Source organism: Amycolatopsis sp. NPDC102522 (assembly GCF_055584485.1).
The window spans coordinates 367,680-389,547 of record NZ_JBVJLY010000002.1; the positions used below are offsets into that span (position 1 = coordinate 367,680).

Sequence of the window (21,868 nt, forward strand, 5' to 3'; positions counted from 1 at the left end):
TCTACGGGTGGCAACGCCCCGATAGGGGGCATCCATTCCGCCGAACGTGGCCCGGATCCTATCGGGGGGTGACACTTGTCGTGGGCGGCCCGCGCCCAGGTGGTGCAGGCTGAAGGGGTGACAGAAGAGACAGCAACGGCGGAACGGTTCACCCTGCGCCCGCCCGCCAACCGGGTCAGCCGTCGTGCCATCGGCTACTGGACGGTGTGGGCCGCGGTCGGCTGGGTGATCCTCGTCGGCGTACAGGCCGTGTTCGTCTTCACCAGCGACGACGCCCCGACGTGGCTCACGGTCGCCTTGACGATCTCCTGCGTGCTCGCGCCGCTGCATCTGCTGGTCATGCCGCAGTGGCGCTACCGGATCCACCGCTGGGAAGTCACCGGCGAGGCCGTGTACACCCAGGAAGGCTGGCTCAAGCAGGACTGGCGGATCGCGCCGATCTCGCGGATCCAGACCGTCGACATCGAACGTGACCCGGTCGAGCAGCTGTTCCGGCTGGCGAAACTCACCGTGACGACGGCGTCGGCCGCGGGCCCGGTGAAGATCTCCGGTCTCGACCACGCCGACGCGCTGGCGCTGGCCGCGGAACTGACGAAGACCACCCAGGCCACCGCCGGTGACGCGACATGAGCACCGAAGCGCTGCCGGAAGCCGCCGTCGACCAGTGGCACCGCCTCGACCGCCGGATGCTGCTGATCCGGCCGGTGCTCGACATCGTCAAATCACTGCCGGTGCTGATCGGGACGGTGGTCCTCGGCCGGGGCAACGGCTGGGAGTGGATCGGGCTGGGAGTCACCGCGCTGACCGTGTTCGTCGGCATCTCGCACGTGCTCACTTCGCGCTACCGCATCACCAGCGGCCAGGTGGAATGGACCACGGGACTGTTGCTGCGCAAGCAGCGCGCGATCCCGCTGGACCGGATCCGCACCGTCGACGTCACCTCGGAGCCGAAGCACCGCCTGTTCTCCCTCAGCGCGGTGCGCATCGGCACCGGACGGCATTCGATCGGACAGGGCTCGAGCAACGACCAGCTGGTGCTCGACGCCGTCAGCGAGACCGAGGCGCACCGGTTGCGCACGGTTCTCCTGCACCGCAAGGAAGCCGCGGGGATCTCCTCGGAAGCCGAGGCCGCGCCACCGCCGCCGGAGCAGGTCGTGGCGGAGGTCGACCGGAAGTGGGTGCGGTACGCGCCGTTCACGCTGTCCGGGCTCGCCGTGGTGGGCGCGGTGTTCGCCGCGGTCTGGCATTTCGCGCACCAGCTGAACATCGACCCGGAGAACGTCGGGCCGCTGCGGGACCTCATGGACGGCCTGGCGAACACGGCGGTGTGGCTGATCGTGGTCGTCGCGGCGGTCGTCCTGCTGGTGGTCGTCTCGCTGCTTTCCGTCGGCGGCTACGTGCTCTCGTTCTGGAACTTCAAGCTCACCAGGGAATCCGAGGGCACCCTGCACATCCGGCGCGGGCTGATCACCACGCGTTCGGTGTCCATCGAAGAAGAACGGCTTCGCGGCGTCGAGGTGAAGGAAACGCTGCCGCTGCGGATCGCGGGCGGAGCGCGGCTCACCGCGATCGCGGGCGGGCTGCGCGAGGGCAAGGGCGCGGACAAGGGCGGCGGGCTCCTGCTGCCGCCCGCGCCGGTCGGCCGGGTCCACGAGGTCGCGGCCGAGGTGCTTCGGGAGAACTTCGACCCGGCCACCGTGTCGCTGGACAGGCATCCGCGACGGGCGCTGACCCGGCGGCTCACCCGGTCGATCGGCGGCGTGCTGATCCTGGCGGCGGTGCTGTTCGGCTTGTCCTGGATCGACTTCCTGCCGTCGTGGATGTGGCAGGTCGCGCTCGGCCTGGTGCCGTTCGCCGCGCTCGTGGGCTGGGACGGCTACCGCAATCTCGGCCACGCGATCGTCGGGCGGTATCTGGTCAGCCGCTCCGGTTCGCTGGCGCGCGCGACGGTGGCGATCCGGCGCGAAGGGCTCACCGGGATCGTCGTCAGCCGCTCGTTCTTCCAGCGCCGCGCCGGGCTGATCACCGTGACCGCCCCGATCGCGGCGGGCAGGGGCGGCTATCAGGTCGTCGACGTCGGCGAATCAGCCGGGCTGGCGATGGCGGAGCAGGCCGCGCCCGGCCTGCTCACTCCTTTCCTGCGACGGGAGGCTCAGCGGTAGCCGGTGACGTCCGCCGGTTTTCCGGCGTCCTGGACCTCGACGAGATAGAGCCAGGCGTCGGGGCGACTCCCGTCGAGGTCGGTGAATCCGTATTCCTTCGCCAATTCACCACTGGACACCGATTTCCCGTTCCAGCGGGCGACTTCCGGGTCGCCGGCCAGCGCCGCGACCGCCCGGCCGACGAACGCCGGGCTTTCAGAAATCGCGAAATGGGGCTGCACCTTCGTCGCGTCCCGCCAATTCTCTTCGGTGACCTGATAAGCGTCGAGCATCGCCTCGGAACGCAACCAGCCCGGCGTGACCGCCACCGCGGTACCGCCGTGCGGTTCCAATTCGTGGGCGAGCGCGAACGCCATCCGGTTCACCGCGGTCTTGGCAAGGTCGTAGAAGAAGGAAACGCGGTAGTTCTCCGAGTTGTACTCGGTGGTCCCGTCGTTGACCTCGACGACCAGCGCGCCCGGCGTCCTGATCATGAGCGGGAGCGCGAAATGACTGGTGATGGCATGGGTGTCGACGGCGAGCCGCAACGTCCGCAATCCGGTGTCCAAAGTGGACTCCCAGACGGTCTTGTCCCATTCGATGGGCGCGCCGTAGATGTCGTTGACCAGCACGTGCAGCGCGCCCTGTTCGGCGTCGATCCGTTCCACCAGTTCGCGGACCTGGTCGGCCTCCAAATGGTCGACCCGGATCGCGATCCCGTGCCCGCCCGCTTCGTCGACGAGGGCCGCGGTCTCCTCGATCGTCTCCGGGCGATTCATTTCCGATCTCCGGGAACCGGTACTGCGGCCGGTCACGTAAACGGTCGCGCCGGCGGCCCCCAGCCGGACCGCTATTCCCCGCCCGGCCCCGCGAGTCGCCCCGGCGACCAACGCGATCTTGCCCGCCAATGGCTTTTCCATCGTCCGAACCTAGCAAGAAGTCCGCTTGTTAGTGGACCAAAGTCCCTGGTCCGCATTTCACACAATGTGCTACGTTCTTGACTCTTTGTGATTGCCCCGGCGAGAGGTCAAGATGACACCTGCCGCACGATCCCTGGACACCACCGCTCCACCGAAACGCACCCCCGGCGCCAGCAGCTCGCGCAAAGTACTGCAGCTGCTGCTCTCCTTTTCCGAACGCCGGTGGGACGCGAGCGTCGCCGAACTCGCCGCGAGGATCGGCACTCCGGTCGCCACGACATATCGCTATGTCGCGCTGCTGAAGGAACTCCAACTCCTGGAGGAGGGCAAGACAGGGCGCTACCACGTGACGAGCCAGGTGATGCCGCTCGCGCGAGCGGCGCAGCTGGCCAACGATCTCGCCAGGCTGGCGCGCCCGGCGATGGAAGAGGCCGCACGCGACCTCGGCGAGACAGTCCTGCTGTTCCAGCATTTCGGCGATTCCGCGGTCTGCGCGGACCGGGTCGAATGCGAGCGCGCGATGCGCTTCACCTTCCAGCCGGGCCATTCCGTCCCGCTCGGCGCCGGCGCGTCGGGCAAGATGCTGCTCGCCATGCTGCCGGAAGGCGAACGCGAAAGGCGGCTTTCCGCGATCGTCCAACGGCGCGGCCCGAGCGTGCGGGAAGAGGTCAAACGCGCCGGGGCGAACCGGTATTCGGTCAGCTGGGGCGAACTGGACGACGGCGTCTGGTCGTGCTCGGTACCGATCCCGAGCACCGGGCACCGGCCCGCGGTGCTGACCCTGGCCGCCCCCGCGACCCGGATCAGCGACGACGCGAAACGGGCCGCCATCGTCGCGCTCCAGTCGTACGCGAGCAGGATCCACCGGGCCGTGTCGTCGTTCTCGCTCTAATTCGCGCGCGTCCGCTCGTCGCGACGGAGTAGAACTCGACTCGTGATCCGACTCGCCGTACCCGAAGACCTGCCCGCGCTCCAGGACATCGAGCGCGCCGCGGGCGAACCGTTCCGCGCGCTCGGCATGGCCGCGATCGCCGACGACGACCCGCCGTCGATCGAGGAGCTCGCGAGCTACCAGCGCGCGGGCCGGGCCTGGGTGCACGACACCGGCGACGGCCCGGTGGCGTACCTGATCGCCGAGGTCGTCGACGGCCACGGCCACATCGAGCAGGTGTCCGTCCGTCCGGATCACGCGCGGCAAGGCCTCGGGCGGCGGCTGATCGAGCACGCCGCGGCGTGGGCCGCGAGCGAAGGACTCGCGGGACTGACGCTGACGACGTACGCCGAGGTGCCGTGGAACGCGCCGTACTACGCCCGGCTCGGCTTCGCGACGCTCGACGAGGAGGCTCTCACCGAGGGCCTGCGAGCCGTCCGGGCCCACGAAATCGCCCGTGGGCTGGACGTGTGGCCGCGGGTGACCATGCGGCGATGACCCGCGCGGGGGGTCGGATTGGCGACACCTGTCGAACGTGTGTTCTACTGTCCGCGCCGGCCCCGGAGGGGGAAGCTCCGCGGGCCGGCACCGGACTCAGGAGGCACGGATGGCGGTCAAGATCACCCATCTCACCAATGGCCAGCAGGTGCGCTTCGCCAACGCGGACGGCGCCCGGCGCTACGCCGAGATCATGGGCGGCGGGGTCGACAAGTGGCGGTTCACCGTGGTCAGGGGGCATGAGCTCCCGGAATTGTCGGGGCGGGTGGTTAATGTGCCGGTATGGCGTATGACTTCGAGGTGACACCGAGACCGTCCGCGTGGATCACCACCGCGGACTTCGAGGGCGAAGAACTCCGCCTCCACTGAGGCGGGCCCGCGTGGGCCCGTCGCACTGGGGGTGTCATGAAGGGACCTGGTCCCGTCGGCTGTGCCCTTCATGACCGAGCGCGAGGCCCTCGTGCACGTCAGGCCCGGCGATTCGGCACCGAATCGCGGGGTGTGACCTGGAAGGGGCCTTTCATGGCATCTGCCATGAAAGGCCCCTTCGTCGCGTCTGCCGTGGGGCAGGAGGCGGAGTGAGCGGTCAGTCCGGGTGGGTCGCGAGTGACGATTCGGGTCAGGGCTGGCAGGTCTTGAGTACCTACTGGATTTCGGCTAAGGCCTGATCCCAGGCCGTAGCCGTGAAGGCCTCCTTCCCTACCTCCCCCAAGTACATGAAGGTCCCCTTCACTGCGCCAGGCGCAATGAAGGGGACCTTCACGACACGGCTGCCTTACCCCCAATAGAACCCGAATCGCCACTCACGCCCCACCCTGCCCACCGTCTGCGTGTCCGGGTTCCCGAACTGTCACTTGGGGTTGCTCCCCCGCCACGCGACATAGTCGGCGACGGCCGCCGCGACGTCGAAAACCGGTTCGAAGCCGGTGTCTTCGACGAGCCGGGTGATGTCGAGGTGCGGTCCAGTCTCTCCTCCCGTCCGGAGGTCGAGCCGAAGTCCAGGGGTGATCGCCTCCAGCGCGCCCGCGAGTTCCCGGTTGAGCAGCGGCCGTCCGCGGGACACGTTGTAAGTGTTGTGCCGCAGGGTGTCCGCGGTCGCGAGCAAGGCGATCGCGCGGCCCGCGTCAGGCGCGTAACAGCTGTCACCACCGTCGTCGGCGAGCAGTGGCGACGGCCGCTCACCGCGAAGGACGGCGCTGATGTACGGCGGAATGGGGTTGAACGGCGATTCCGGATCCATCAACGGCCCCCAGATACTCCCGATCCGGAGCACGACCGGCTGGACCTCGCTGCCCGCGAGAGCGTGCGTGGTGACCGCCTCCACGACCTTCTTGAAAGCGATGATCGGATGCGGTAGCGCCACGGAGGGCAGGGCGAGCTCCTCGTGCCAGGGGGAAACCGTCTGTCCGATGTAGACACCGAGGCTGCCGGCGACGGCGAATCTGCGGACGCCCCAGGTGCGCGCGGCGTCCAGCGCGTTGAGCAGGGCGGTGGTGTCCGCGCGGAAGAAGCCGACCGGGTCCTCGCCGGGGATCGTTCCGGCGAGGTGGACGATGTCGCCGATGTCGTGGCGATCGGCGAGCGCCAGGAAGGCCTCCCGATCGGTGACGTCGAGGGGTTCGACGGTCACCCGGCCTTCGAGGAACGACGGGACCTCGGTGCGTCGATGGGCCGTGACCACGACGTCGTGGCCGAGGTCGGTGAGCGCGCGGGCGGTGTGGGCGCCGATCATGCCCAGTCCGCCAGTGACGAGGATCATCGGCCGACGCCCCCTCGTTCAACCCCGTAGTGCAGGTGAGTCACGCCCGGAGCCGGGATCGCTTGCAGCAGACGGAGTTCCACGTGTTCCGGGAGTTCGTTGAAGAACCTCCTGCCCCGGCCGAGCAGGAGGGGCACCTGGTGGAGAATCACCTCGTCGACCAGCCCCGCGGCCAGCGCGGAGGTGACCAGCCCGCCGCCCATCAGGCCGACGTCCTTGTTCCCGGCGATCTCGCGTGCCGCGGTGATGGCGTCCTCGACGCCGGTGGTGATCACGGTCTGCTCGGCACCGGCTTCGGGCACCTGACAGTGGCTGACGAGGACCATCGGCGCCGTCGGGTGCGGGCTCCCGCCGCCGAAACGGCTGGAATGCTCGTAGGTGGTGCGCCCGACGACGATCGCGCCGATCCGGCTCGCGATGGTGTCGAAGAACCGCGCGCTCGGTTCGCTCAGCTTGAATCCGTCGAACACCTCGCTCGGGGTGTCGCCGTCGAAGTACCAGTCGAACAGCGTCGGCGCGTCGCCGAGCCCACTTCCGAACTCTTCGGCGCCCTCGGGCAGCTTTCCGCTGATGAAGCCGTCCACCGAGACGGCGAGGCCGGTGAAGACCTTGCTCATGTCATTCCTCCACGATTCGTTTCGATTTCCCGAGGTGGGCGGCGATACCCCCAGGACCGCCGTCCACCTCGCGGACCGGCGGCCAGCCCTGCTCCCTCGCGTACTTCGCGACGCGCGCGGCCAGTTCGGCCCCCGCTCCTTCCCCCGCGATCAGCACCGGGCCCGGATCGGCCCCCAGGCTCCGGGGGTGCGCCGCCGCCCACTCCAGTAACGCCCGCGCCGCCGGGAACGCGGGCAGTCCGGCGGCGATCACCACCGCCCCGCAGCCCGCGACCCGTTCGGCGCCTGCCCCGTCCGGGGCGAACCAAAGCACCAACGGGGCCGTGGCACGCAGCCCGGAAGGCCAGTGCACCCGCGCGACGCCGCCCCGCATCCGCAGCTTGGCAACGCGCTGACCTGCTGTTTCGGCCATGACCAACCCTGTCACGAGCGGGGCGGGGAAGGGAAAGACCGATCCCGCATCACCTTCTTGCGCGAAACGCATCACCACGGCCGGGTTCGGGCGGGGATACTCGACGCCATGTCCGAACGTCCCGCCGGGCCGCGGCTGCTGGGCACGCCTTCGGCCGCCGACGCGATCGAGTTCAAACATCTGCGGGCGTTCGTCGCGGTCGCCGGCGAACTCAACTTCAGCCGGGCGGCGAACCGGCTGTTCGTCTCCCAGCCCGCCCTCAGCCGCCAGATCAAGGCGTTGGAGCAGCTGATCGGCTGTCAGCTGCTGCGCCGCTCGACCCACCGCGTCGAGCTGACCCTCGCCGGCGAGGCGCTGCTCGGTGCCACGCTCCCGCTGCTGTCCGATATGGACGACGCGATCGCCCTCACCCGGTCGGTCGGCGGCGAGGTGAACGCCCGGGTCACGCAGCTGTGGAATTCGGTCGTCGAGGACGGCGGAAGCGGTCTCGCGGAGATGCGCGAAGCCTTCGAAGCGCTCAACGCGCAAATGCCCATCCCGGAAGGCACGGTAGTGAGGCCGGTCCAGGCGGACGGCGTGTCCTCACTCGTGGTCGCCCCCGGGCCGGAGCACCGGCCGGGCGTGCTGCACCTGCACGGCGGCGGGTACATCGCGGGCTCGGCCTTCGGTTACCGCCCGCTGGCCGGTGCGCTGGCGGCGGCCAGCGGTGCCGCCATCCTGCTGCCGGACTACCGGCTCGCGCCGGAGCACCCCTTCCCCGCCGCGCTTGACGACGCGTTCCGGGCGTACCGGTGGCTGCTCGACCAGGGCACCGATCCGTCGCGGCTCACCATCAGCGGCGACTCGGTGGGCGGTGGGCTGGCCGTCTCGCTGCTGCTCGAACTGAAACAGCAGGGTCTGCCCCAGCCTGGGAAAGCGGTGCTGCTGTGTCCGGTGGTGGACGTGGTGGATCCGCCGGACGGCGGCACCCCGGTCACGCGATGGTTCTCGCACTACGTCCGCGAGCACCCGTCGTCGGATCCCCTGCTGAACATCTTCGAGGCCGATCTGTCCGGGTTGCCGCCGCTGCTCGTCCAGTCCGGTACCGAGGACGTGACGCTGCCCGAGACACGCCGCTTCGTCGACCAGGCCCGCGAGCAAGGACTCGACGTGCGCTTCGACCTGTACCCGGTCGGCACGCACGTGTTCCACCTGTTCTGGTCATTCCTGCCCGAAGCCGCGGACGCCCTCGAACAGGTCGCCGGTTTCCTCGGCACGGGCGAGAGCGGAGCCACGGCCGAAGCCGGCTAGACCAGCCTGTCCAGCGCGCGTGGCAGGGCCGAAGCGAGCAGGTCCAGTTCGGCTTCCCCGGCGATCAACGGCGGCGAGACCGCGATGCCCTTGGCCAGGTTTCGCACGAGGACGCCTTCCTCCCGCGCCATCCGCTGCAGCCGGTTCGGCGCACCGGCGTCGGACGCGAGGAACTCGGCCTTCAGTTCCACCGCGGCGAGGAATCCCAGCCCGGCGCGGACTTCCGCGACCAGCGGATGCGAAACCAGTCCGGAAAGCGCGTCCGCCAGCGGCTTCTCCAGCTCCCGCCCGCGCGGGATGAGCCCGTCGCGCTCGTAGATGTCCAGCGTCGCGTTGCCCGCCGCGCAGGCGACCGGATGTCCCGCGTAAGTCGCGCCGTGCCGCAGCACCGGCGCGCCCGGCTCGCCGGTGAAGAACGGCTTGGCCACCCTCGGCGCGACGATCAGCGCACCCAGCGGGATCGTGCCGCCGGTGATGCCCTTCGCGGTCGTGATCATGTCCGGTTTCACAGCCCACCGGTCGATCCCGAACCAGGTGCCCAGCCGCCCGAACGCGGCGATCACGCAGTCCGCGACGAACAGCACGTCGTACTTGCGGCAGATCTCGGCGACCGTCTCGATGTACCCGTCCGGCGGCAGCAGGACCCCGCCCGCGCCGATCACCGGTTCGCAGAAGAACGCCGCGACCTGCTCCGACCCGACCCGCAGGATCTCCGCTTCGAGCGCTTCGGTGCTGTCGTACGGCACGTGCGAGATGTCGCCCGGCAGCGGCCCGAACCCCGCGGCGTTGGCCGCGATGCCGCCGACGGCCGTGCCGAACCCGTGCGTGCCGTGGTAGCCCTGCACCCGCCCGATGACGTGCACCTTCTCCGGGCGTCCGGTGTGCGCGAAGTACGAGCGGGCGATCTTGACCGCGGTGTCGACGACGTCACCGCCGCCCGAACCGAAGAACACCTTCGAACCCGGCTCCGGCGCCAGCGCGGAGACCCGTTCGGCGAGTTTCAGCGCGGGCTCGTTGGCGTTGTAGCCGAACAGGTTGTACGAATCGAGCGTCCGCAACTGGTCCGCGACGGCCTGCGCGATCTCCTCGCGCCCGTGCCCGAAGTTCGCGTACCAGAGCGACGCGGTCGCGTCGAAATACCGCTTACCCTCGTCGTCCCAGACGTAAGAACCCTCACCGCGGGTGATGACGAGCCGGTCGCCGTCGACCGCTCCCATGTCCGCGAAGGGGTGCCACAGCGGATTGCGCGCGGACGCCGACGAAACCATGATCTTCCTCCTCGTGCTCGTGCCCCCATCCTCACCCGGATCCGGCCGCGACGCGAACACTCCATCGTGCACAGTTCGCCCGACGGACCTCGCCGGTCTGTCCGCGCAACCGACGGTGAATTTCCGACACCATCCCAACGGCCCTTGACCAGCACCGGTCGATCCTGTTGTTTGATGAGTGAGTTTGTTCAGAGTTGAGCATTCTGGGAGGAACTTATGCGTCGTCTCGCTGGCGCGCTCGTCGCTGTCTGCACGCTCACCGCCCTCTGCGCCGTTCCGGCCGCAGCCGCCGAGAGTCCACAATCACCACCTGTCTCGACCCCGCCGATGGGCTGGAACAGCTGGAACAAGTTCGGCTGCGACATCACCGAACAGCTGATCCGGGAAACCGCCGACGCCATGGTGTCGTCCGGGATGAAGGCCGCGGGCTACCAGTACGTCAACGTCGACGACTGCTGGGCCGAAAAGAACCGCACCCCCGACGGGAAGTACGAGCCGAACCGGACCCGTTTCCCCAGCGGTATCAAGGCACTGGCCGACTACGTGCACGGCAAGGGCCTGAAGCTCGGCATCTACACCAGCGCCGGCACGGAGACCTGCGCGCGGACCATGCCCGGTTCGCTCGACCACGAAGAGGTCGACGCGCAGACGTTCGCGGACTGGGGAGTCGACTACCTCAAGTACGACAACTGCCACAACCAGGGCCGCCCCGCGCTGGAGCGGTACACGAAAATGGGCGAGGCGCTGAAGAGGACCGGCCGCCCGATCGTCTACGCGCTCTGTGAATGGGGCGAGAACAAGCCCTGGGAATGGGGCAAGGGTGCGGGCGCGCAGCTGTGGCGCACCACCGGAGACATCAGCGACAGCTGGGGGAGCATGACGAACCTCCTCGACCAGCAGGTCGGTCTGGAGGGCTACGCCGGGCCGGGCGGCTGGAACGATCCGGACATGCTCGAGGTCGGCAACGGCGGCATGACCGACACGGAATACCGGTCCCACTTCGCGCTCTGGTCACTGCTCAACGCCCCGATGCTGGCGGGCAACGACCTGCGCTCGATGTCCGACGCGACCAAGAAGATCCTGCTGAACAAGGATGTTCTCGCGGTCAACCAGGATTGGGGCGGCAAGCAGGGCCACAAGGTCCGCGACGACGGTGACACCGAGGTCTGGGCCAAGCCGATGTCCGACGGCTCGGACGTCGTCGTGCTGTTCAATCGCGGCGGCGCCCCGGCGACAGTGTCCGCCACCGCCGCCGAGATCGGCGCCCCGGCTTCCTCCGGCTACCGGGTCCGGGACCTGTGGACCGGCGCCGAGACCGAGTCCGCCGGAACCCTGAGGGCCGGGTTGCCGAGCCACGGATCGGCGACGTTCCGCGTGTGGCCGTCCACCCAGCCGCAGGCCGCGCCGCATACGACACTTTCCTTGCGGTCGCCCGAATACGCCGCCGCCGACAAGCCGTTCACCACGACGCTCAAGGTGTTCAACGACGGCCGGACGCCGGTACGATCGGGCACGGTGAAACTGACGGTCGGAGCGGGCTGGAAGCCGGACGGCCGGACCGAAGTGCGGATTCCCGCCGTCGCGCCGGGGAAGTCGTGGGAGCAGTCCTGGACGGTGCGCCCGTCGTCCCCTGGCGGTGATCGCGTCGAGGTCTCCGGGCGGATCGACTACCGGACGTCCTGGGGCGCGCGATCGTTGACCGCGAACGGGAGCGCTCCGCTCGTGAAAGCGCCGGCCACCGGGACGAGCGCGCTGTCGAAGGCGGCGTTCATGACGACGGAAAACGGCTACGGCCCGGTGGAACGCGGGACCAGCAACGGTGAATCGGGGGCCGGTGACGGCCACAAGATGAGCATCGGCGGGGCGACCTACGAAGACGGGCTGGGCGTCCACGCGCCGTCGAAGGTCCGGCTGTATCTCGGCGGCGGATGCGCGTCGTTCACTTCGTCCGTCGGGGTCGACGACGAGAAGGCCGGTGGCAGCGTGGCCTTCGAGGTCGTCGGTGACGGCAAGCGGCTGGCGAACACCGGCGTGCTCAAGCGCGGTCAGGCCGCCCAGAAGCTTTCCGTGCCGCTGAGCGGGGTTCAGGTGCTCGATCTGGTCGTCACGGACGGCGGTGATGGTGTCGATTCCGACCACGCGGACTGGGCCGGTGCCGCTCTGAGCTGCTGACGCGCGTGCTATGAAAGGCCCGTTACTCGCAAATTTTGCCAGTAACGGGCCTTTCATAGCACGTCGCGAGGCTCAACCCCGGCGCTCGTAAGCGGCCAGAAGCTGCTTCTCAGCATCCCGCAGGTACTTCTCCAGCGCCGTCTCCGCGGGCCCGAACCGCCCTCGCTCCAGATCCCGCAGGATCCGCTCGTGCCGCTCCAGGAACGGCTCGAAGAACGCGCGTGTGTTCTCCGCCAGCACGAAGAACAGCCGCGTCTCCGCCAGCACCTGGCGCATCGTCGTGCTGACCCGCTCGCTGTCCGCCAGGTCGCCCACCGCTTGGTGGAAAGCGATACTGGCGGTTCCGACGGCCTGCCAGTCACCCTCGTCGGCCGCGGCGCGGCCCGCCCGCATCGCGGCTTCGAGAGCCGAAAGATCCACAGTGGACAGTTCGGACGCGCGGCGCAGCGCACCGCATTCGGTGACCCGCCGCATGACGTAGATATCCGAGATGTCCTGCGCGGTCAGCTCCCGCACGAAGACGCCGCGGTTGAGTTCGTGCACCGCCAGCCGTTCGTGCGCCAGCAGCTGGAAGGACTCGCGCAACGTGTTGCGCGAAACACCCAGCGCGGCGCTGATCGACGGTTCGGAAAGCCTCGACCCGGGCGGGAAAACGCCTTCCGTGATGCGCTGTCGCAGGATCTCCGCGACCCGTTCCGCGGTCCCGCTCCGTTCGAGCAAAGGTCTGTCGCGGGCCAGTGTCTCCTCGGCGGCAGGAGTGGACATGGCGTTACCTGACACCGAGTTCGAAGTCGAGACTGTACCGATTGCCCGGCATGGCACCGGCGGCCTTGGCACCGTCGATCGGGAGCGCGACCCCGCTGATGAACCTGGATTCGTCGCTCGCCAGGAAGACGACGGCTTTCGCGACCTCCCAAGCCTCGCCGACCCGGCCGGCGGGCGTGCTCGCGGTCAGTTGGTGTTGCCTGGCCTCGAAGTCCTCCGGCGACGCGAGTGTGCCGCGCAGCATGTCGGTGTCGATGGCGCCCGGGTTGATCGTGTTCGCGCGGATCCCCTGGTGCGCGTGCGCGACGGCGATCGACTTCGTCAGCCCGACCAGCGCGTGCTTGGTGGCGTTGTACACCGGGTCGGCGGGGCGGCCCATCACGCCGCCGTTGGACGACGTCGTGATGATGCTGCCCGCCCTGTTCGCGATCATGTGCGGCAGCACCGCACGCGTGCCGAGGAAGGCCGCCCGCACGTTCAGCGCGAAGATGTTGTCGAATTCCGCCAGTGTGGTGTCGGCCAACGGTTTCCCGAGGTGGATGCCGACGTTGTTGAACAGCACGTCGATCCTGCCGGTTTCGGCGAGCACGCCGCGCACGAACTCGTCGACCTGTCCCTCGTCGGTGGCGTCCACAAGGGAGTGTGCGACTCCTTCGACGGGTTCCGCGAGTTCGCGGATGTCGCTGGAGAACACGGTCGCGCCTTCGGCGGCGAACTCCCTCACGGTGGCAAGGCCGATGCCCCTGGCACCGCCGAAGACCACCGCGACCTTGTCTGCCAGCCGACCCATGCTCATCTCTTACCTCTCGACGAAATCGCTGTGTAGTCCTCCGGAAGGCGCACCAGTGCCCCGGGTTCTCCGTGGTAGGTGACCTCGACGCCGTACAGTTCGCGCGCCGCTTCCACCGAGACGTAGCCGTCGACGACGTCGGCGAGCACGGCTTCCGGCTCCCGTTCGCGCGGGTCGCCGTATCCGCCGCCGCCGGGCAGGACCACGTCCACCACGTCGCCCGGCCGCAGGGTCACCCGGCTCTTCGACGGCAGATCCGTGCCACTGGAGAGCCCGAACCGGCCGACCGCGCCATCATGCCCCGAGTCCACACCGGACGCAGGACGAAGCACTCGATCGATGTTCCCGTTGACACTCCAGGAAATCTCGCCGCGCGCCGACATCGACGTACGCTGGCCGAGGCCGCCTCGCCGCCGCCCGGCACCGCCGGAGTCCGTGCGCAGCACGCGTTCGCGCTGGACCAGCGGCGCCATCGTCTCGATCACCTCGGTCGGGGTGGACCGCAGCCCGCTCGGGAATCCGGTGGTGCTGAGACCATCCTTTGTGGACCGCGCGCCGATCCCACCGGTCTGGAAGACGTTGAGCATGAACTCGCCACCCCCGGCGTCGGTACCGCGCCAGATCGTCATCCACAACGCGTCCGCGCTGTGCGCCAACGCGTTGCCGGGCAACGCTTCACGCAAGGCGGTGATCAGCAGCGAGGGCAGGAAGTGCCCGATCAGATGCCGGGACGCGACCGGCGCGGGCGGCGTGCAGTTGAGCACCGATCCCTCCGGCGCGGTGACGTGCACCGGCCGGAACGAACCCGCGTTGTGCGGCACTTCCGGGGAAATGGCCGCCTTGACCGCGAACGAGGCGTACGCCCTGGTGTAGTTCAGGACGACGTTGATCCCGCGGCGGCTCTGCGGCGACGACCCGGCGAAATCGAGGTGGATCTCCTCGCCGTCGACGGTCACGGCGACTTTGAGGACGACCTCCTCGTCGTCGAAACCATCGGTCATCAGTTCGCTGGTGTAGGTGCCGTCCGGCAGCTTCGCCAGCGCGTCCCGCAGCGCGCGCTCGGACCGGTTCATGATCTCCGCGGCGACGTCGTCCAGCGACTCGAGAGCGAATTCCTCCAGCAGCCGCACCAGGCTGGCGGCACCGACCTCGTTCCCGGTGACCTGGGCGTACAGATCGCCGATGGTCTCCTCCGGGGTGCGGACGTTCGCGCGGATCAGCAGTTCGAGATCCGCGTTGACCTCGCCCGCGCGGAGGAACTTCATGATCGGCAGGCGCAGGCCCTCTTCGAAGACCTCGGCGGCCTCGGCCGAGACCAGCCGCCCGCCGATGTCCGGGGCGTGGCAACAGGAAGCGAACCACGCGACCAGCCGTCCCCGCAGGAACACCGGAGTGGCCACGGTGATGTCGTTGATCTGCCCGGCTGTCTGCCAAGGATCGTTGGTGAGCAGGACGTCGCCGGGTTCCAAGGTCTCCGGCGGATAAGCCGCGACGAAGTGGTGCATCCCGGTCGCCATCGCGTTGATGTGACCGGGAGTCCCGCCGACGGACTGGCCGATCATCTCGCCACGCGAGTCGAACACCGCGCAGGCGAGGTCGAGCGATTCCCGCACCACGGATGAGAAAGCCGTGTTGACGAGCGCGTTCTGCTGCTCGGCCAGAATCGAGTGCAGCCGGTTTCCCAGCACACCGACCAGGATCGGGTCCACGCTCACACCGTCACCATCAGACTGGCGTCCGCGCCGACCACGCACTGAGCGCCCGGCGGAATGACCACAGTGGACTCTCGTTCCTCGACGATAGCCGGGCCCTCGACGCGATCGCCGGGCTTGAGCCGGTACCGGTCGAACACCGCCGTGTCCACGAAACCACCCACGGCGGGAAAGTACGCCGGACGACTCCCCTTGCGCGCGTCACCTTCGGCCTCGGCGGCCGCGAGTTTCAGCGTGACTCCGGGTACCGGGCCACTGGAGACGACCCGCCAGTTGAGCACCTCGACCCCGACGTCCGGCCCGGTCCTCCGGTACAGCGTCCGATAGGTCTCGGTGAACGCGTCGATCAGCGACTCCGGCCACTCCCCCTGCTCGACAGGCACGCGGATCTCGTAGCCCTGCCCCGAGTAGCGCATCTCGGCGATCCGGCGGTGCGTCACCTTCGCACCGTCCACACCGGACTTCTCCAGCAGTTCTCTGCCCTCGGCCTCCATCTCGGCGAACAGCGCGTCGACCTGGTCTCCCGAGAGATCGTGGACCGCCGAGCGAGCCGAACGCACGAAGTCGAAGGCCAGCGGCGCGGTGAGGAAGCCCGCCGCGCTCAGCACTCCCGCCGCCGGCGGGGCAACCACCTCGGGGGCGCCGAGTGCCCGCGCCACGCCGACGCCGTGCACCGGCCCCGCGCCGCCGAAAGTGAACATCGGCAGCTTCGCCGGATCCTTGCCCCGCTCGACGGCGTGGACACGCGCGGCGTTGGCCATGTCCTCGTTGACACTCGTGTGGATACCCCAGGCGGCCTCTTCGACACTGACGCCCAGCGGCTCGGCGATCTTCGAGCGGATCGCCTCGCGCGCGCCCTCGGCGTCCAAAGTCATTCCGCCACCGAGGAAGTACCCGGGATCCAGATAGCCGAGCACGAGGTCGGCGTCGGTCACGGTCGGCTCGGTGCCGCCACGCCCGTAGCAGACCGGTCCGGGCTCGGACCCCGCCGAATCCGGGCCGACGGTGAGCAGGCCGAGCGCGTCGATGCGGGCGATCGAGCCGCCACCGACACCGATCTCGATCATGTCCGTGACCGGGACCTTGACCGGCAGCCCGGATCCCGGCAGCAGCCGGTACTTCCGGTCCACTTCGAACTCGTGCGTCACCAACGGCGTGCCACCGGAGATCATGCACAGTTTCGCCGTCGTGCCGCCCATGTCGAAGGCCAGCAGGTCCTCGACACCGGCTGCAGATCCGATCGCGGACGCGGCGAGTGCCCCGCCCGCCGGACCGGATTCGAGGATGCGGATCGGGTACCGCGCGGCCGTGTCGACGGTCGCGATCCCGCCGTTGGACAGCATGATGTGCGGCGACGGCCGCACCCCGGCCTCGTGCAGGCGCCGTTCCAAATCACGCAGATAACGTTCGGTGAGGTCTTGGACGTAGACGTTCGCGACCGTCGTCGACGCGCGTTCGAATTCGCGGATCTCGGGTACGACCTCGCCCGACAGCGCGATCCGCAGCCGCGGCGCGGCCTCTTGGAGCACTTCAGCGGCCCGCCGTTCGTGCGCGGGATTCGTGAAGGCGTGCAGGAAACAGATCGCCACCGCGTCGATCCCGCGGGCGTCGAGCTCGCGGCCGAGGCGCGCGACGTACTCCTCGTCCAGTCCTGTGTGGACTGTCCCGTCCGCGAGGATCCGCTCGGGGACGTCGAACCGCAGATGGCGCGGGACGAGCGGTTCGGGGAGTTCGATGAGCAGGTCGTACAGTTCGTACCGGTGTTCGCGCCGCATCTCCAGCACGTCACGGAAACCGGCGGTCGCCAGCAGCGCGGTGCGCGACCCCTTGCGTTCGATCAGCGCGTTCGTGACCAACGTCGTGCCGTGCACGAACTGCTCGACGTCGGCCGCGTCCAGCCCGGCTTCGGCGAGCGTCCTCTTGAGACCCTCCTCGACAGCGCGAGCGGGTTCGTCGTGCGTCGTCAGCACCTTGCCGACGGCGACGACACCCCTCTCGCCGAGCACGCAGAGATCGGTGAAGGTCCCGCCGATGTCCACGCCGACACGGAGGCCGGTCACGAAGAACCCTTTCGGTACCAACGCGGCGAAGTGTTGAGCGGCGGCGCCATCTTCGCGCGGACGACCAGCACATTCGGCTCGTCGGATTCGACGAACTCGCCGAGCAACCGGCGGAACGCGCGCCCGAATCCGGAGACGCGGTCCGCGTGCACCCCGAAGGACCTCGCCAGCCCGACGAAATCGGGACTGTCCCAGTCGACACCCCGGCGCGGCAGGCCGGCGCGATCCTGGTCGTAGCGGAGCATCCCGTATCCGCCGTCGTCGACGATGATCACCGTGACCGGCAACTGTTCCTGCGCCAGCGTGGCGAGATCACCGCAGCCGAACAGGAAACCGCCGTCGCCGCTGACGCAGATCGCGCGGCCGGTCCCCGCGGCACCGACGCCGAGCGCGGCGGGGAAACCGTAGCCGAGCGTGCCCCAGCCCATCGGATAAGCGAGCTTGCGCGGGGCGCGGACGCGATGGAACCCGCCGATCCAGTACCCGGCCACGCACATGTCCGCGACCACGACGGCGTCGGCGGGCAGCACCTCGTCCAAAGTGGACAGCAGATCCGCGGCCTGCGGTTCCTCTTCCTTGATCCGCTGCCGGACCCGGGCGGAGACCTTGGCGAGCCTGCCGACGAGCGCCGCGATCCCGGACCGTTCCTCGACTTTCAGCGCCTCGGTGAGCACGCGGGCGTCACCGACCAGCGTGATGTCCGGCTGGTAGTTCTTCGCCGCGTCGTCCGGGTCGACGTTGATCGCGATGAGTTTCTTCGGCTTCGGCATCAGCCAGTTCTGCGTCATCAGCCCGTCGAAGTCGGTGCCGATGGCGAGGACGACGTCGGCCTCGTCCCACAGCGCGCCGACCTCGGGCGCGTGCACCGGGTTCGGGGCGAGACAGGGATGGTCGACCGAAAGGAGCCCGCGGGCGCCGAACGTGGTGAGCACCGGAGCGGCCAGCCGTTCGGCGAGTTTCCCGATCGCCTCGCCCGCCTCGGCCCGCAACGCGCCGCCACCCGCCCAGATCAGCGGCCTGTCGGCGGTGGCCAGCAACGCCTCGGCCTCGGTGAGATCCGGGATCTCGGACGGGCGGGCGTGCGACCTCGGCGGACGGCGGGCGGGCGTCCGCTCCGAGAGGAAGTCGGTGGGGATGCCGAGGTAGACCGGCCCGCTCTGCGGCTGGAGCGCGAGCCGGGCCGCGCGGTGCAAGGTGGCGGCTACCTGGTCGGCGCTCGGGACGGTGAACCCTGCCTTGGTGACCGGCGCGAACATCGCCTGCTGATCCGACGTCTCGTGCAGCACGCCGCGAACCACGCCGGGCCGCCGCAGCGTCGACGGGATGTCGGTCGCGATGATCAGCACGGGCGCGGCCGAGGCCATGGCCTCACCGACGGCGGCGAGGGTGTTCGCGGCACCTGGCCCCGTGGTCACGAGCGCGACGCCGAGCTTCCCCGTCGCGCGGGCGTACCCGTCGGCCGCGTACCCGGCCGTCTGCTCGTGCCGGACCCCGACGAGCCGGATGTCCGTATCGGCCAGCGCCTCCCATAACGGCAGGTTGTGCACCCCAGGGAGACCGAAGACCACCTCGGTCCCCAGAGCGGTCAGCGCGTCGGCGAGATGCTGGGCTCCGGTGGGTGCAGGCACCCCGCCGATAGTGCCAGATCGTTCAACGATCCAGCAACCATCCGGCCCAGTGCCTCGTGAGTGGCAAGGACGGTTAGAACCATCCTAACCACTCACGAGGTCAGTACAGGCCCGCCGCGTACCGCCCCGGCTCGTAGTACGCCTCAAGGTCGGCCATGCTCTCCTCCGGCCGTTCGAAGGTCTTCGCGATCGCCGCGCGGGACGGCATCACGTCCGGCGTCCAGCTCTCGGGCGACCAGAGCTTCGACCGCATGAACGCCTTCTGGCAGTGGTGGAAGACCTCGTCGATGTCGACCACCAGCGCGAGCTTCGGCCTGCTGCCCTTCACGATCATGTCGTCGAAGAACGGCGCCTCCCGCACGAGCCGCGCGCGGCCGTTGATCCGCAGCGTGTCGCCGCGGCCCGGGATCAGGTAGATCAGCCCGACGTGCGGATTCGACAGCACGTTGTGGAAGCCGTCGGCGCGCCGGTTGCCGGGACGCTCCGGGATCGCGATCCGCGTGTCGTCCAGGACCAGCGTGAACCCGGCGGGGTCGCCCTTCGGCGAGACGTCGCAGGTGCCGTCCGCCGCCGACGTCGCGATCAGCACGAACGGCGACTCCGCGAGCCACTGACGGTCCAGGTCGTGCAGCTTCGGCCGGGCCTTGTTCGCGGTCCGCTCCAGCGGCGGCGGCAGGATCTCGCGCAGCTCGGCTTCGGTGGTGACCTCGACGAAGTCCTCAGACAATGTTGTGCTCCCTCGTCACGGCCCGGTCGCCGGCGAACCGGCGGACGTCGAGCCCGGTGATGTCGATGGCCGGGACCCGCCCCAGGTAGAGGTCCCGCACGAGCTCCCCCACCGCCGGGCCCATCTGGAACCCGTGTCCCGAAAACCCGGTCGCGTAGAAGAACCTCGACAGGTGGACACTTTCCCCCACGATCTGGTTACGGTCGGGCGTGACCTCGTACAGCCCGGCCCAGCCGCCGCGGATCCCCGCGTCGAGCACGGCGGGCACCCGTCGCGCGGCGATCTCGGCGAGCTTCGGCAGCCAGTCGCCGGGCTCGTACCGGGTGTCGAAGCCGGGGTCGCCGTCACCGTCGCAGAAGGACATCGCCAGGCCGAGACCCTCGCGGTGGAAGTAGAAGGCCGACGGCATCTCGATGGTCAACGGCACGGACTCGGGCAGGTCCGCGACCGGGCCGGTGAACACGACCTGCCGCCGGTACGGCCGCACCGGGAGATCGACGCCGGCGAACTCGCCGATCCGCGCCGACCACGCACCCGCCGCGCAGACCACCGCGTCCGTCCGGACGAAACCGTCGCGGGTCCGGACGCCGGTGATCTCGTCGCCGTCGCGTTCGATCCCGACGACCTCGACCCCGGTCTTCAGCACCGCGCCGTGTCCGCAGGCCGCCCGCGCGTAACCCTGGACAGCGGAGTCCGGGGTGGCCTTGGCGTCGTCCGGCGACCACAGCGCCGCGACCACGCCTTCGGTGTCGATGAGCGGGGAGAACCGCCGCGCTTCGGCGGGCTCGACGAGCCGGCTGCGGACGCCGTAGGAGTTCTGCAGTTCGGCGCAGCGCTCGAACTCGGGCAGGTCCGCGGGGTCGGTGACCAGGTACAGGTAGCCGTCGCGGCGGAAGTCGATCTCGGTCCCGTACGTCTCGGCGAAGGCGGCGTACTCGGCCAGCCCCCGCAGCCCGATCTCGATGTTGACGTGCGTGGTGAACGACGACCGGATCCCGCCCGCCGCCTTCGCCGTCGAGCCCGCGCCCAGGCTGTCGCGTTCGAGCAGCAGCACCGAGACCCCGGCGGCGGCGAGCCGGTACGCGCAGCTGACCCCGATGATGCCGCCGCCGATCACGACGACGTCGGTGCGTTCAGGAAATGGCTCCATCCGTGTCCCCGATCCGTTCGCTTTCGGGCGGCGGTCCCGGCGGCGTGCCGTCGCCGAACGGGCGCCCGCCCAGCTGCTCCCGGTGGTGCGGCGTCGTCCAGCCGGACAGGTCCGGTCCCAAAGGGACGATCCGCGTCGGGTTCACCTGCTCGTGCACCGCGTGGTAGTGCCGCTTGATGTGGTCGAAATCGACGGTGTCACCGAAACCCGGCGTTTGGAAGAGGTCACGGGCATAGGCCCACAGCACCGGCTGTTCGGTCAGTTTGTTCCGGTTGCATTTGAAGTGCCCGTGGTACACCGAGTCGAAGCGGACCAGCGTGGTGAACAACCGGATGTCCGCTTCGGTGATCGTGTCGCCGACGAGGTAGCGCTGCCTTTCGAGCCGGTCGGAAAGCGCGTCCAGCATGGCGAAGATCCGGTGATACGCGTCGTCGTACGCTGCCTGCTTGGTCGCGAAACCCGCTTGGTAGACAGCGGCGTTCACATCGGCGAAGACGCCCACGTTGACGTCGTCGATCTCGCCGCGCAGCCGCTCGGGATAGAGGTCGGGCGCGCCGGGCCGGTGGAGGCTGGTCCATTCGGTGGAAAAATCGAGCGTGATCCGCGGATAGTCGTTGCTCACCAGCCGCCTGCTCGGAATGTCCACAATGGCCGGAACACTGATCCCGCCCATGTAGTGCGGATCGGCCGCGTGATAGGCCTCGGCCAGGTATTTGATGCCCAGCACCGGGTCCCGGTCACCGGGATCGAGGGTGAACCGCCAGCTCTTGTCGTCCTGGATCGGGTCGGCGACGGCCACGCTCAGCGCGGACTCGAGACCGAGCAGCCGCCGGACGACCAGGCCCCGGCTCGCCCAGGGACAGGCCCGGCTGACCACCAGCCGGTACCTTCCCGCCTCCACCGGCCAGCCGTCGCGGCCGTCCGCGGTGACGCGCGCGTCGAAATGGTTGGCGGACCGACGGAACTCACCGGTCTGCGGATCGGTCGGGATCGTCATGTGAGCCACCCTAAAGCGTGAGAAGGTGGTT

20 protein-coding genes are annotated in these 21,868 nt (G+C 69.2%); 7 read left to right on the forward strand and 13 right to left on the reverse strand.

The window, feature by feature from the left end:
* The first annotated feature begins 117 nt into the window (after positions 1-117).
* Together ACZ6YV_RS07655 and ACZ6YV_RS07660 are read left to right on the forward strand one after the other, a co-directional pair.
* Entirely contained in the window at positions 118-630 is a 513-nt protein-coding gene (locus ACZ6YV_RS07655) for a PH domain-containing protein (protein WP_465508866.1), read from the forward strand.
* Positions 627-2,162 carry a PH domain-containing protein gene (locus ACZ6YV_RS07660; protein WP_465508867.1) on the forward strand — a complete coding sequence of 512 codons (1,536 nt, stop codon included), beginning with the start codon at positions 627-629 and terminating at the stop codon, positions 2,160-2,162. Before ACZ6YV_RS07655 ends, ACZ6YV_RS07660 begins: the two co-directional genes overlap by 4 nt.
* On the opposite strand, the gene ACZ6YV_RS07665 is transcribed toward ACZ6YV_RS07660, so the two are convergent.
* Positions 2,153-3,061, reverse strand: coding sequence for an SDR family oxidoreductase (locus tag ACZ6YV_RS07665; RefSeq protein WP_465508868.1), 909 nt, complete (start codon positions 3,059-3,061; stop codon positions 2,153-2,155). The two genes, ACZ6YV_RS07660 and ACZ6YV_RS07665, sit on opposite strands and share 10 nt — an antisense overlap.
* Positions 3,062-3,173: 112 nt before the next feature.
* Between ACZ6YV_RS07665 and ACZ6YV_RS07670 the strand changes: the two genes are divergently transcribed.
* The 3 genes from ACZ6YV_RS07670 (at position 3,174) to ACZ6YV_RS07680 (ending at position 4,794) form a co-directional block, all read left to right on the forward strand.
* Positions 3,174-3,953, forward strand: a complete 780-nt coding sequence (locus tag ACZ6YV_RS07670) for an IclR family transcriptional regulator (protein WP_465508869.1) — start codon at positions 3,174-3,176, stop codon at positions 3,951-3,953.
* Between the two features lie 42 nt (positions 3,954-3,995).
* Positions 3,996-4,490 carry a GNAT family N-acetyltransferase gene (locus tag ACZ6YV_RS07675; RefSeq protein ID WP_465508870.1) on the forward strand — a complete coding sequence of 165 codons (495 nt, stop codon included), beginning with the start codon at positions 3,996-3,998 and terminating at the stop codon, positions 4,488-4,490.
* 109 nt (positions 4,491-4,599) lie between these two features.
* Positions 4,600-4,794, forward strand: a complete 195-nt coding sequence (locus tag ACZ6YV_RS07680; protein WP_465508871.1) for a hypothetical protein — start codon at positions 4,600-4,602, stop codon at positions 4,792-4,794.
* A 546-nt stretch (positions 4,795-5,340) separates the two neighbouring features.
* Here the strand turns inward: ACZ6YV_RS07680 and ACZ6YV_RS07685 are convergent.
* The 3 genes from ACZ6YV_RS07685 to ACZ6YV_RS07695 are packed head-to-tail and all read right to left on the reverse strand — an operon-like array spanning position 5,341 to position 7,278.
* Entirely contained in the window at positions 5,341-6,249 is a 909-nt protein-coding gene (locus ACZ6YV_RS07685) for an NAD-dependent epimerase/dehydratase family protein (protein ID WP_465508872.1), read from the reverse strand.
* Positions 6,246-6,866 (reverse strand): dihydrofolate reductase family protein, encoded by a 621-nt coding sequence (locus ACZ6YV_RS07690; RefSeq protein WP_465508873.1) that lies wholly within the window; start codon positions 6,864-6,866, stop codon positions 6,246-6,248. The genes ACZ6YV_RS07685 and ACZ6YV_RS07690 overlap by 4 nt, the downstream gene beginning before the upstream one ends.
* A 1-nt stretch (position 6,867) precedes the next feature.
* Positions 6,868-7,278, reverse strand: a complete 411-nt coding sequence (locus ACZ6YV_RS07695) for an alpha/beta hydrolase fold domain-containing protein (protein ID WP_465508874.1) — start codon at positions 7,276-7,278, stop codon at positions 6,868-6,870.
* A 108-nt stretch (positions 7,279-7,386) separates the two neighbouring features.
* On the opposite strand from ACZ6YV_RS07695, the gene ACZ6YV_RS07700 reads away from it, so the two are divergent.
* On the forward strand, positions 7,387-8,568 hold the full coding sequence (locus ACZ6YV_RS07700; RefSeq protein ID WP_465508875.1) for an alpha/beta hydrolase fold domain-containing protein: 1,182 nt from the start codon (positions 7,387-7,389) through the stop codon (positions 8,566-8,568).
* Here the strand turns inward: ACZ6YV_RS07700 and ACZ6YV_RS07705 are convergent.
* Entirely contained in the window at positions 8,565-9,836 is a 1,272-nt protein-coding gene (locus ACZ6YV_RS07705) for an aminotransferase family protein (protein ID WP_465508876.1), read from the reverse strand. The two genes, ACZ6YV_RS07700 and ACZ6YV_RS07705, sit on opposite strands and share 4 nt — an antisense overlap.
* Before the next feature lie 216 nt (positions 9,837-10,052).
* Here ACZ6YV_RS07705 and ACZ6YV_RS07710 point away from each other — a divergent pair, with 216 nt between their 5' ends.
* Positions 10,053-12,008: an NPCBM/NEW2 domain-containing protein gene (locus tag ACZ6YV_RS07710; RefSeq protein ID WP_465508877.1), complete on the forward strand. Its 1,956-nt coding sequence runs from the start codon at positions 10,053-10,055 to the stop codon at positions 12,006-12,008.
* Positions 12,009-12,080: 72 nt separating this feature from the next.
* Here the strand turns inward: ACZ6YV_RS07710 and ACZ6YV_RS07715 are convergent, their stop codons facing one another.
* The 8 genes from ACZ6YV_RS07715 to ACZ6YV_RS07750 all read right to left on the reverse strand — a co-directional run bounded on the left by ACZ6YV_RS07715 (position 12,081) and on the right by ACZ6YV_RS07750 (position 21,837).
* Positions 12,081-12,773 (reverse strand): GntR family transcriptional regulator, encoded by a 693-nt coding sequence (locus ACZ6YV_RS07715; protein WP_465508878.1) that lies wholly within the window; start codon positions 12,771-12,773, stop codon positions 12,081-12,083.
* A 4-nt stretch (positions 12,774-12,777) separates the two neighbouring features.
* The gene (locus ACZ6YV_RS07720; protein WP_465508879.1) at positions 12,778-13,563 is read right to left on the reverse strand and encodes an SDR family NAD(P)-dependent oxidoreductase; all 786 of its coding nucleotides are present in this window, start codon (positions 13,561-13,563) and stop codon (positions 12,778-12,780) included.
* 2 nt (positions 13,564-13,565) lie between these two features.
* Complete coding sequence (locus tag ACZ6YV_RS07725; RefSeq protein ID WP_465508880.1) at positions 13,566-15,278, reverse strand: hydantoinase B/oxoprolinase family protein; 1,713 nt, start codon at positions 15,276-15,278, stop codon at positions 13,566-13,568.
* Positions 15,275-17,335 (reverse strand): hydantoinase/oxoprolinase family protein, encoded by a 2,061-nt coding sequence (locus tag ACZ6YV_RS07730; RefSeq protein ID WP_465508881.1) that lies wholly within the window; start codon positions 17,333-17,335, stop codon positions 15,275-15,277. The genes ACZ6YV_RS07725 and ACZ6YV_RS07730 overlap by 4 nt, the downstream gene beginning before the upstream one ends.
* Positions 17,332-18,963 carry a thiamine pyrophosphate-binding protein gene (locus tag ACZ6YV_RS07735; RefSeq protein ID WP_465508882.1) on the reverse strand — a complete coding sequence of 544 codons (1,632 nt, stop codon included), beginning with the start codon at positions 18,961-18,963 and terminating at the stop codon, positions 17,332-17,334. The genes ACZ6YV_RS07730 and ACZ6YV_RS07735 overlap by 4 nt, the downstream gene beginning before the upstream one ends.
* Positions 18,964-19,063: 100 nt before the next feature.
* The gene (locus ACZ6YV_RS07740) at positions 19,064-19,690 is read right to left on the reverse strand and encodes a pyridoxamine 5'-phosphate oxidase family protein (protein ID WP_465508883.1); all 627 of its coding nucleotides are present in this window, start codon (positions 19,688-19,690) and stop codon (positions 19,064-19,066) included.
* Positions 19,683-20,840, reverse strand: a complete 1,158-nt coding sequence (locus ACZ6YV_RS07745; protein ID WP_465508884.1) for an NAD(P)/FAD-dependent oxidoreductase — start codon at positions 20,838-20,840, stop codon at positions 19,683-19,685. Before ACZ6YV_RS07745 ends, ACZ6YV_RS07740 begins: the two co-directional genes overlap by 8 nt.
* A complete protein-coding gene (locus ACZ6YV_RS07750; protein ID WP_465508885.1) occupies positions 20,824-21,837 on the reverse strand; it encodes a glutathione S-transferase family protein in 1,014 nt (337 codons plus the stop codon). The genes ACZ6YV_RS07745 and ACZ6YV_RS07750 overlap by 17 nt, the downstream gene beginning before the upstream one ends.
* Positions 21,838-21,868 lie beyond the last annotated feature (31 nt).